The following is a 12,343-nucleotide window of genomic DNA, read 5'->3' as shown; positions in this document are numbered from 1 at the left end:
AAATTGATCGGGAATAAAAAAGCCCCTGTTTTCAGGGGCTTCTGAGTATATAGTCTAACAAATAGGTTAGATAGGTTTCACTTTAATAGCCTGGGGACCTTTCTGTCCCTGGCCAATTTCAAACTCTACCGCCTGATCTTCGTGAAGGGTACGAAATCCTTCAGCTGCAATACTCGTGTGATGGACAAAGAGGTCTTCGCCGCCGTCATCGTTTGTAATGAAGCCGAAACCCTTGTGATCGTTGAACCATTTGACTCTACCTGTGGGCATTAACGCCACTCCTTGTTTTACGAGGCCATAAGCCTCAAATACACCCTCATTTTTCTTCGAGGAACAAAGCCGAGGGTTATAGCCAGATTCCCCATCTTCAATGATTATTACCCTGATCGAATTGTTCGGATTCATTGCAGAAAATGAACGCAGGAAAAGGGAAAACATTTTTTGAAGTATATACCTTATCCTTATATGATAATCATTTTAATAGATAAAGTCAACTATTATTTTTATTCCCGGCATACATCCTTACTCAATGGTTACCATTCTGGCCGATGTTAACCAATCCCTGCGATCCCAGCCTGTCCTCGAGTTGTTTCAGGTAAAGGCTCGGAGGATCCACGTGTTTATCCCATGATTCGATGTAACCATCCTTCAGGGTCAGGTCCTGATAATAGGTGTTGAACACAGTCGCATGGATTCCGATATGTCCGAATGCGTAATTCTGCGCAGTCGGAGGTTTCTGGATGAGGTATTGTCCCTCGCAGTTCCAGAAGACGCAGTCTGCACCTGCCCAGCCGATGGAAATTCCTTTCCAGAACCGCGCGGTCAGCGGAGCAAGAACGTTGTCGTAAAGAGCCCCTGTCACATATTTAAAATGAGGTTCGCTGCTCGAATAGGGTATGATTGCTTTACAGTCGAGGAATACGTTTGGTCCGCACGCCTGATAACCGCTCAGCACAAACGAGTGACGTCCCTTGTCGGAAATACACCTCTGGACTAGGGTGAGCTGTCCCTGAATCTGGTACGTGAACCGCCGTCCTCCGGCACGGACAGACACCGGCTCCAGTGAAACGCAGTCCTGTACCGTCACCCATTTGGCGCCCTGTCCGACACTGATCATGCTTCCGGCGAAATGAAGGGCGGTGACATTCCTGACCCAGGCGTTTTTTATATTGTCGAGCGTGATGAAATTCCAGTAATGGTTCTCGTCGGCATAGTACTCTTCCCCGATGTACGGCTGACGGTCGATGTTGCCATAGGAATTGGAACGTACCGTAATATCGAAATCCGACATTCTGCGAAGATGCTCAATTCCTGCATTGAAGATTCGTCCCCTGTCGGTATATTTCACCAGCTCGCCGCCGCCCCATTTCGTTTCGACAGCACAGACAAGGGGAGCATCGACTGTTACCGTATTACCCCTGATTTCAGTGATTACACGATCGAATTTTATGGTGAATGGTTCCCATCGCCAATCCTTGTTTTCAAGATTCATACCGAGCTCGTTGATCCAGTCCTGATTACCATGACGGCACACCAGTACCGTATCCCCGATCTTGTAATCTTTCGTGTTTTCCACTGTGAAGCTCTTCGCACCCACGGGAACATAATCATCCGTAATGCGGCGTGATGAGCCCGCGGCCTCGTCCCGGCAGGTCTCGCCGCCGACTACGATCAGGCTGGCCGTTTCCCGGTTTCGGTATCCGCCCTCGAATGTTCCGAGACCGATCAGAATCGTCCCCGTGTCGCCCTGGCTCTCGCCCCGTAAAACCACTCCGCTCGCCGTGATACGGAGCGGTGATGCGAGCGTATAGTATCCCTGTTTCAGCAGTACCGCTCCACGAAAGCCGTTTTTGTCCAATGGAATATTCGAGACACGGTTGATGGCATCCTGGATAACAGGTGTGTTGTCCCCTTCCACAGGCCATACGGTTTCCCTGACCGGTACATAAGGAAGCGCGACTCCTCCGCCCATATAGCCGGCATGGGAGAAATCGGGAATGATGTTGCCCCGCTCATCCGGAATGTATACAAGCTTTCCATCGACGCCCGGGTACACGAGACTGCAATAGTTTTGCGTAAAGACTGTATGTGCAAGAAAAAACAGAAGTGCGGATGCGATGATGATTCGAATCGCTGAGAAATGCCACATGGGTCGGTTTTGCATCGCTTGCCATCCCTCCCTGCTTCGGATTTGATTCGAGAATCGTTTGGTATAGTATACTTAACCCGGATTATATCTCTACTTAATTTTACGAGAGTATGAAAAATATTTTCTGTATACAGATTATGAGCAATTTTTCCTTGCAATTCATCTGTTTTCTTTTCATTATTTTAATACACCCTTAGAGTTATTGGTTGTTGTTTATTCTTGTTCCTGAAATCATGTTTACAACGCGATAACCAGTTTGGGTGTTTTTTTTCGCAAAGTCGGTCTATGTGATATATTATAATATACCGATATAACTGGAGATTGCCATGGGCGGGAAATCACTATGGTGTTTGTCCGTTGTTTTAATGATGATGCAGACATCTTTTTCCATACTCCATTGTGAAGAAATTACAAATATTATGATAATTCCCGAAAGCAACAACAACGGGTATGAAATTAAATATGATCTCCTGGATAATGATACAAACGCTTTTTTTGAGGTTACGTTCAAGGTTACCGAGGACGGGGGTTCATCATACTATACCCCCAAAACGGTTACCGGTGATTATGGTAAGGGTATATCTCCCGGGAAAGAGAAATATATCCATTGGGCTTCGCGGGCAGATTTGAACAAACAGCTTTCTGCAGAAGCACGTTTTGAAATGGCATCAAGACGGCTGGGTTCAAATGAAATCGGAAGCCTGAATGTTATCGGCCTTCCCACTGAAGCCCGGGTATATCTCGATAAAAAAGACCTCGGTTTTTCACCGATTCGTTTCAGAGAAATTCCAACCGGTGAATATCAGTTACGTATTTTAAAAGATGAATATGAAGAATACGCCAAAATCATCATAATCGAAGGCCGCAAAACAAATGAAATAATATATTCCTTGAAACCGACCTTCGGTACTCTCAATATCGAAGGATACCCGGGTGATGCCTCTGTTTTTATCAACGGGCAGCCCGTCGGAAATACTCCAATACAGAATAGAAGGATCAAGGCCGGATATTACGAAGTTAAAATCCGGAAGGATAAATTTGAGGAATATACAACCAATACTGAAATAACCCCCGGTATACTCACTTCCCTGACATACGATCTTAAGGTTATCAATTACAGTTTCTTGTCGATCCGTGGAACGCCGGAACAGTCGATTGTCTTCCTGGATGATAAAGAATTGGGAAGGGCGCCGCTCGAACTTGTCAGAATTCCTCTCGGGATGCATACTCTCACGGTTAAAAATCCCGGCCACAAGGATTATATGACAACGTTTTCGGCAGAACCTGATAACACGAACGAAATGACCTATGAGCTCATTAAGCGAAGCCCATGGTACCGCCAGAAAAAGTATCAGGTTCTTCTCGGGGGTGTCGGTCTTGCAGGTGCCGGATATTTTTTACAGCCCGGCAAGGAAGAAACACCGGTATTGCCCCCGATCGGCCCGGGCCCGGATCTTCCGGATTGATGATGGTATAACGGTTCGGGCTGTATAATATCACTCCTGGTGTTGTTTCGGGATTATTCAGTTCAGGTGCGGGTACATGAACATGTCATTATAGTTATTTTTTTCCTCTGATCAACCGGCTGTCTTCGTTTATTCGAGAGGAAATATATGAACAATATCAGAGTATTTCTCGGTTTGATTTTCTTCTTCTGTTTCCATAATGTTGCAGTCGCTCAGAATAACAGCGAGGCTTTTTTTGCGCTTGATACGGTTATTTCATCCGCGGGATATCAGGGACAGAATAATCCGACCGGTATAGGCCCGAACAGCTATATCGGATTTGCTGTGTATGTAAAAAATGTGGACAGCCTGAGAGGTTTCTCGATTGAATGTACATGGGATGGCTCAAAAGCAGAGTATAGAACGACATCTTCCGGGACCGATGTGCAGGAAAACACCATGGTTTTCAACGGATCGACCGTGACGTTCGCCAGTGAGACGAATGTACTGGGGGGAAACCTGTTAACGGCAGGGGAAATAAACCAGACCGGAAAATATTCAAGAGATTTTGTACGGCAGGGAAGCAGTATTAATACCGGCAATTACGGGCTTCTTCACATGTGTGTGTTCAAAACGGGCGCCTCTTTTACGGCGCAGGATATTTTAAATATAAATGTCCATATCAAAATTACTAATGATAGTGGAATATTACGTGATTTAGGATCGCGAGTTTTTTCGGTCAATCAGACGGTTTACCCGATAAACGTTCTTTCCCCCAATGGCGGCGAACATTGGCAGGGGAATACGCGCAAGGTAATAACATGGCAGACTGTATCGGTAAATTCCGTCAATATCGAATACTCTGCCGATAACGGGAGTTCATGGGCAACAATAGGATCGCATGTTGATGCTTCGAAGGGATATTATCCCTGGTCGGTTCCCAATAATAACGCATCAAAATGTCTTGTTCGCATCACCGACAGCAACAATTCCTCCGTTTTCGACAAGAGTAACGGCACATTCTCGATAATTTCAACTCCATCAGGTTCTTTCACTCCGTCTGCTCTCACATTATCGTCTCCTGAAACCATTCATTATGCTTTTGATCATACGCAGCTATCGATACCGGTAACGGTTTCCGGCACTCCGGCGCTGGTGACCCTGTGCGTGTTCACGAAGGACAAGGCTTCGGAAATTATAAGTACACGAAACGGTTTTCTCGGATGGCATTATGTCAACAAGATCGATACCTGTGTATATGTCGCGGCTCCCGTCATGATGTCGGAAGGAAATAATACAATAACCTGGGATGGCCGTGACAACGACGGGAAAATATGTGCCTCCGGAGATTATACCTACTATCTGTGGGGTTATGACGCTGTCAATGCGAGAGTTGCGGCAATCAATATCACGGCCGGTAATTCGAATGCAGTCAATATTCGCCCGTTTTATGATACTCAGATACTCGAAAAGGATGAAAATGGTATTCCGCTCGCCAATCCTGTTTTTGCCGGGAAATATTACAAATGGAAAATCGGTAACGATCCTGTGGATGCACAGTTACTGGAAACCATGACTGTTTACAGCGAATCGGGATGGGTTCAGAAGCAACGGTATGTCATTCAACCGGATGACTGGAACTATGTATTCTTTCCTATGCATAACCCGGATTGGAATACAGGAGGCATCTGGAAATACAGATGGGTCCCGAACGGTGAGGCAGTGGTAGAGAAGGATTGGGGAGACGGCGGCGTTGTTCTATGGGATCAGACACAGAACAGGCAAATGAACGCGGTTACCGATGGTATCTTCCTCTATGTTACAGCCAATCCATACCAGGAAAACTATTTCCATGATGAACTCTGGATAGTGGACATCGATTCCGGAATGCTGATGGAACTTTTCGATATAACGGAATTCTGGGCAAGTATTGAAGATTATGACAGGGGTGGACAGATGCATGGCGGGCCCGGAACGATGTCCATCAGAAATAACCTCCTTTTCCTCGGCTGTCACTGTTCATGTCTCAAACAGGTGATCGATCCGATGAGGGGATTGGATGATTTTAACGATCTGGTCGTTTACGTCAACGGCAACGGCGATTACATTCTGGATCATAATTTTGCGCCGGATGCAACTATGCCATGGGTATGTAATGACTACAATGTCGGGCCGTATACCTATACTTTCGTTTCCGACGCCAATTATTTTGCTCTGAGTCCGTCTTTCGATCTCGGAGCAGTTTCGTTCGGTCTTTTGGCGCCCGATGGAACCGGCATGGGTTATTATGCATTCGCAGGAGAAACCGCCGCCTACAAGTACGGGATTGACATATGTGACAACGGCTCTGCTTTTGACGGCATCTATTCGACAGTCGCTAAAACAACGAGTGACGGCACTCTTAAAACCGAAGACGGAACCTGGTATTCAGGCTGGGATTCGATCAAGGGAACGATCACCTCATCGGTTGTCACGTCGGCGGAAGTGCCGTCTTCCGATGAAGAAATATCAGCATATTTCGGAGAGTCTTCATTCGCCGCCAGCAGCCGTATCACCATTCCTGTGTATATCGATATGTCAAAAAGCTCATACAGCCTCGGAGAATATTCGGTGTCGGTGTTATGGTCGACATCACGGCTCCGCTATGTGAGTACATCCGGCGGCGCAACATCGGGATGGAGCAATCCCCTCGTAAACGATTCCGGAACGGGGCAGGGAGAGCTGAAATGTTCCGGCATCTACGCTCAGGGTTCTTCGGGGAACGTAAATGTATTCAATATCGTTTTCGATGTCATCGGAAGCGCCGGGTCCGGCGGAACGCTTGATCTGAAACTCATCAGCCTGTCGGCTGCGAAGTCGTATGACAATCTTTTATCCATAACGACGATAGGCGAATATACATACACTATTGCCGGAGCAGCCGAAGAGGGAATCTGGGGTGATGTGAACGGCAACGAAACGGTGAACAGCGCGGACGGGCTGATAATTGCAAGCTACGGTATCAATATACCGGCCGGTTCATTCGAATCCGGTGTTCTCAAATGCGGGGATGTCAACGCCGATGGGAAAAAAGACCTGGCGGACGGGCTGATCTGCGCACGGTATGGTATTCAGCCGGATTACTCCGGTCTTCCCGCGAGGATCGGACGACGTCTGGGCACCGTAGCTAAAATGGTCCCCGAACAGGCCCGCGTGTTGCATGAACGGGCGATTCCAACCATAGAAGCGCATGTTTCCGAGACAAACGATATCATTATCGACTCATCGGTCAGTACGGCGGGACGGCGAACTCTTATCGGAGCGGCTTCCGTCATACTCCGATGGGATCCGAACGTATTCCGTTATAACGGTATCGACGAGAATTCTACGGGAAGTATAATTATCAACGATTCCCTTACCGGCGAAGGCGAGCTTCGGATAGCACGTATAAGAGTTAATGGCGAAACCGCGTTCGGGTTTCCCGGTGTGAGGCTGCAGTCTCTCCATGAAAATCATGCAGGTTCCGTGAGTCTGGAAGTACTCGATGCCGTTGATGCCGAAATGTTTGCATATCTTGAGACCGATCACCGGCGGGTATATCCCGATGACGGGTTAACCGGCATGTCACCCGTATCTTTTAAACTCAGACAGAATGTACCGAATCCGTTCAATCCTGTCACATCGATATCATATACGGTATCCGCGCCTGCACATGTAGTGCTCACGTTATATAACGTTTATGGACAGAAAGTGAGAATCCTCGCCGACAGATACGAATCTTCCGGAACCCATGAAGTTATCTGGGACGGTACCGATGATGACGGGAGGATTGTCAGTTCCGGAGTGTATATCTATCAGCTTGTCACAAGCGGGTGGAGTGACCGGAAACAGATGCTGTTGCTCCGGTAATCCGGGGTGTGATCCACGGGCTTATATAAAGTGATGATTATCTTGTTTGGCTTTCTGATATCGTATTCTTTTTTTGAACCAACATAGAATAATATAAAGAGCCCATTTATATATCGGAGGCTGACCATGTACAGGCTCATATGTGCCCAGATCGCAGTCATTCTTCTTTCACACTGTGCATACGCCGCAAGTTTTGTCCCTACTCAGCTTAAAATATCGGCACCGGGCAACATTCAGTATAATTTTGATGGTTCCACCCTGACGATACCTCTGAATGTCAGTGGCACTACGGCTACAACCTTGTTTTGTGTTTTTACGAAAGACAAGGCATCGTCAATCAGGAATATACGAAACGGGTATCTGGGCTGGCATTATGTCAACAAGATCGATACCTGTATCTACATGTCGGCTCTGACCAATCTTGCGACCGGGACGAATGTTCTTTACTGGAACGGCAAGGATAATGATGGAAATATTGTTCCTCCAGGAGAATATACATACTACATATGGGGTTATGATTCTTTCAGTGCCAAGACACTGCTGACAAAGCAGATTACTCCCAATCCATGGAACCGCATAACGCTCGAAACACACGATGAGCAGGGTTCTCCTCTTGTCCACCCTGTGATCTGGGCAGGCAGCGGTGACCGGGGCGGAGGAAGTGCCTCGAATACGGCTCTCAGGGAACACAGCAATAAAAAATGGATTGTCGGGTATGATCCTTATGACGCGACCCTTCTGGAAACATGCGCATCGTGGGAAGTCTGCGATCCCGGTGGGCTGGCGTGGCATCCCGATGATCACCGGGAATTTTTCAAATGCAGTCTCAATAATAATGGAAATAAGGTCCTGTATGCATGGAAATGGATCCCCAACGGTCAGGCAGAGAAACAGATGGACTGGGGTGAGGACGGCGAATATATATTTGCGGTACCTAACCTGGCCGGATGGGAATATGGACCCGGTGTGGTCAGTAACGGCGGAGATTACCTTCTCGTAACACAGGGTGATATGTCTGGAAATACTACCAAACCCGAGTTGATCTATGTGGATGTCGATACGGGAGCAGAGGTTAAACGGTACGATCTGTCATCCTGGTGGGTTAATATGGGTGACGCGGAAGCCGGTGCCCAGGCAAACAACGGGCCGGCGCTTATTTCCATGTGGGGTGATGCCGCTGCTCTCGGATCGCTTGCATCGTGTGTCAATATGCTCTTTGACGTTCTCTACATTTCTGAAAATGAAGCCGTTCTCTGGGTAAACCAGAACGGCGATTATATCGGCGATCACAATTTCGAGATTGATTCACCCAAGCCGTGGGTATGCAATGATTATAATGTCGGTCCTTATAAATATAATTTTGTTTTCGATAACAACGGATTTTCCTTTTTCCCCTGTTATGATTTGGGCGCCGTGTCATTCGGCATGTTTGCTCCGGACGGTACCGGAGTCGGTTATCTGGCCCTCGCCGGAGAGACAACCGGTCAGAAATATGATACCGCTGTCATTTCATATGAATCGCCTTATGATGGTCTTCTGGTGACAAACCAGTCTGCTGAGAATACTGACGAACGCACCGGATGGTTCTGGGTCGGAGAGGACTCCTTCAAAGGGGTGATTTCCGCGGACGTGTGGGCAAATGAGGAAGTAAAGATATATCCCGAAAAGAATCCCGTGATATCGGGTCAGCAGGTCGTTGTACCCGTAGTGATCGACATGACGGGCAGTTCCTATTCGCTCGGCGAATATTCGATTGCATTGTCATGGTCTGCCGCTTCGCTGAGATATATCAGAACGAACGGCGGTTCGACAACCGGATGGAGCGATCCGCTGTTGAACGAAACGAACACAGGCCAGGGGATTCTGAAAAGTTCGAATATCTATTCGCAGGGTTCGACCGGGAAAGTGAATGTGTTCAATGTTGTTCTCGATGTTATCGGAAACGCGAATACAACCGGTGTGATTCATCTGGATGTATTGAGTCTTTCCGCTGCCAGAACATATACCGATCTCATACCTTTGACCAGTACGGACAATTATGATTATATCGTAACGGGGCAAACCTCGATTCTTGTGGGGTTGCCGAATGGCGGGGAGACATTGGTTGCGGGATCACAGTATGCGATTACATGGACATCCCAGAATGTCGACAGAGTAAAAATCGAATATTCCCAGAACGGCGGGAGTACATGGTCTGTTGTAACCGCGAGTGTCAGTGCCTCGAACAAATCATATACTTGGACGGTTCCCGATATAACATCCTCGAACTGCAGGATAAGAATAAGCTCGACCGCAGATGCCGCCATATACGATGTCAGCGACCAGTCGTTCTCCATCGTGCCATCGGGAATATGGGGAGAAGTGAACGGCAACGGCACAGTGAACAGCGCGGACGGGCTCATCATCGGGAGTTATGGCATCGATATACCGGTCGGTTCTTATGAAAACAATGTGCTGAACTATGGAGATGTAAACGCGGACGGCAAACCGGATCTTGCCGACGGATTGATCTGCGCCCGGTATGGTATCCAGCCGGATTATCCAAGCCTTCCCGCCCGGGTCGGACAGCAGAGGAGCGCGGTCGCTAAATTGGTTCTGACGCCTCCGATATTCTCACGCGCTACAGCTTTTCCTCATATTCAGGTTCATCCGGGGGAAGCAGATGACATAATTCTCACAGTCTCGATAGAATCGGGAGAATCACGAGTTCTTATCGGCGCGGCATCAGTCGTTGTCAGGTGGAATTCTGATGCTTACCGGTATGCGGGTATTACCGGACCGCCGGAAAATGCCCTGATTAACGATCGTTCCGTATCCTCGGGAGAACTGCGCATGTTGAGAATGGAACCTGCTGGCCTTGAAACGGTATCGTTTCCGGGAATGAGAATGCGACCGGTCAGCGATAAAGGGGACTTTCCAATATCGGTTGAAGTACTCGAAGCTGTCGAAGCCGAAACGTTCGCAAAGATGACACCTTCAATCGAAGCTATCAATCCTTTCGATACGAATACCATTGTTTTCCCTGTTCCCGTAAAACTGCATCAGAATGTTCCGAATCCGTTCAATCCTGCAACATCGATCAGCTATGCCATTGAAAAACCGTCAAACATACTTCTGACTGTTTACAACATCAACGGCCAGAAAGTAAAAACGCTCATCAGCAGTAATGAACAACCGGGATTGCATACGGTAACATGGGACGGTACCGACGAAAGCGGATACCGTGTCAGTTCGGGAGTTTACATTTACCGGTTACTGACATCTGCGGGTAAAGAGGAAAAACAGATGCTGCTGCTCCGGTAAACTTATTTGAAGTAAGCATTAATGACATGTATCCTCACATGCAATGGATGTTGAGGTTTATATGATAAGAACGATTACGACATTCTTTATAATCCTGTTTCTGCTTTTCTTATCTCCGGGTTTATCTGCTCAGGATTTCGGAACAAGCAAAATATCCCCCATGTCCGGGGATCTATCTGCCTTGTCCGCCGAACACCCGCGCATTGACCTCATGCTGAATCTGGCGAAACCGGCTGCCCGTCCGACGATCGGCACAACCCTGGGTACATCGGTTTTGTCCTCCGGCGGACATTTCCGCGTTCATTATGATACGACCGGCACCAATATGCCGGAACTGTCCGATAAGAATTCGAACAGTATTCCTGATTATATCGACTCGGTGCTCGTTTACCTCGAATACGCATGGAATATTGAGATCAATGAATTTGGTTTTGCTCTCCCTCCTTCCGATGGAGGCACCGGCGGAGGAAATGAGATCGATGTGTATATAAAGAATTTTGGCACAGGGGCGTATGGGGCGGCATATCCTGAGAAGGTTGAAAAAAACTATACATGCTATATGGTAATAGATAACGATTTTTCCGAGAGCCAATACTATACCAAAGGTTATAACGCATTACGTGTCACCACGGCCAACGTGTTATCCCTGGCCATTGAATATGGATATCTCGATACTTTTGATATGATGTGGTGGATGCAGCAGTCGGCGGTCTGGATGGAAAACAGAGTCTGGGATGATGTTAACGACTACCTCGGTTACATACACTTCTTTTTCGATGAACAGAATAAATCCCTCGATAACTCCGATGGCATATTCATGTTCGGCGCTGTCGTATGGCCGATGTACCTTTCGAAACGGTTCGGGGATTCCATTCTCAGGGAACTGTGGGAAAAAATAGGGAATACCGGCGAGATTTCAATCGATACATTCGATGATGTCATTCCCATCGGTCTCGCTTCGGCGTATCATGAGTTCGCGGTCTGGAATTACTTCACCGGCGACCGTGCGAACACCAGGGATTTCTACCGTGAAGGCGACCTCTTTTCTTCGACTGTCGGCATGGCAGCCCAGTACGATACGTTGCCGGCAGCGGATTCGCTTTCGACACCGTATCTGACCAGCAGGTATATCGAGCTTTCGGTCACCGGTGAGCTGGGTGAAGGCGATGCGCTCGATGTTCGTGTCACGCCGAACGGAACAGGTACATTTAAAAGCTCCGTCGTGTTGTACAACGATCCCTACGATTATGAGATACATACGCTCTCTTCGGAACAGGAGAATATCGCCTTACATAGAACATGGGATAAGGCTGTCCTCGTAACTTCCTGTACGAACACCTCGGGTGATAGTTATAGTTACAACTATGAAGTTAAAAAGGCTGAAAACGCTCCTCCGGTGACACTCGCTGACACACCCTGGCCGATGAGAGGCCAGAACCTCCAGCACACGGGAAGAGGGATTGCCACCGTAGCTGCGTCAAGCACGGTAAAATGGAAATTCCAGTCAGGAGGTATAATCAAATCCTCACCGGCAATTGGTGCAGATGGCACAGTATAT

6 protein-coding genes are annotated in these 12,343 nt (G+C 47.7%); 4 read left to right on the top strand and 2 right to left on the bottom strand.

Going from position 1 to position 12,343, the window contains the following annotated elements; translation table 11 throughout:
• Positions 1 to 66: 66 nt before the first annotated feature.
• A complete protein-coding gene (locus LLG96_00790) occupies positions 67 to 270 on the bottom strand; it encodes a cold-shock protein (protein ID MCE5248733.1) in 204 nt (67 codons plus the stop codon).
• A gap of 256 nt (positions 271 to 526) precedes the next feature.
• Complete coding sequence (locus LLG96_00785; protein ID MCE5248732.1) at positions 527 to 2,164, bottom strand: hypothetical protein; 1,638 nt, start codon at positions 2,162 to 2,164, stop codon at positions 527 to 529.
• 404 nt (positions 2,165 to 2,568) lie between these two features.
• Between LLG96_00785 and LLG96_00780 the strand changes: the two genes are divergently transcribed.
• The 4 genes from LLG96_00780 to LLG96_00765 all read left to right on the top strand — a co-directional run.
• Complete coding sequence (locus LLG96_00780; protein MCE5248731.1) at positions 2,569 to 3,615, top strand: PEGA domain-containing protein; 1,047 nt, start codon at positions 2,569 to 2,571, stop codon at positions 3,613 to 3,615.
• 147 nt (positions 3,616 to 3,762) lie between these two features.
• Positions 3,763 to 7,482: a hypothetical protein gene (locus tag LLG96_00775; protein ID MCE5248730.1), complete on the top strand. Its 3,720-nt coding sequence runs from the start codon at positions 3,763 to 3,765 to the stop codon at positions 7,480 to 7,482.
• A gap of 126 nt (positions 7,483 to 7,608) precedes the next feature.
• A complete protein-coding gene (locus LLG96_00770; protein MCE5248729.1) occupies positions 7,609 to 10,785 on the top strand; it encodes a T9SS type A sorting domain-containing protein in 3,177 nt (1,058 codons plus the stop codon).
• Between the two features lie 181 nt (positions 10,786 to 10,966).
• Positions 10,967 to 12,343, top strand: a 1,377-nt coding sequence (locus LLG96_00765) for a hypothetical protein (protein MCE5248728.1), incomplete at its 3' end; no start/stop codon positions are given.

The sequence above is a fragment of the bacterium genome (assembly GCA_021372535.1).
In the GTDB taxonomy this organism is placed as follows: Bacteria; Latescibacterota; Latescibacteria; order Latescibacterales; family Latescibacteraceae; genus JAFGMP01.
Note: the sequence above shows the minus strand (reverse complement) of the source record. Positions and strands in the feature narration are given on the sequence as shown.

What these genes read in the sequence shown, in the direction of transcription:
- LLG96_00790 (MCE5248733.1), bottom strand. Translation starts at nt 270, where the DNA reads ATGCCCACAGGTAGAGTCAAATGGTTCAACGATCACAAGGGTTTCGGC.
- LLG96_00785 (MCE5248732.1), bottom strand. Translation starts at nt 2,164, where the DNA reads ATGCAAAACCGACCCATGTGGCATTTCTCAGCGATTCGAATCATCATC.
- LLG96_00780 (MCE5248731.1), top strand. Translation starts at nt 2,569, where the DNA reads ATGATAATTCCCGAAAGCAACAACAACGGGTATGAAATTAAATATGAT.
- LLG96_00775 (MCE5248730.1), top strand. Translation starts at nt 3,763, where the DNA reads ATGAACAATATCAGAGTATTTCTCGGTTTGATTTTCTTCTTCTGTTTC.
- LLG96_00770 (MCE5248729.1), top strand. Translation starts at nt 7,609, where the DNA reads ATGTACAGGCTCATATGTGCCCAGATCGCAGTCATTCTTCTTTCACAC.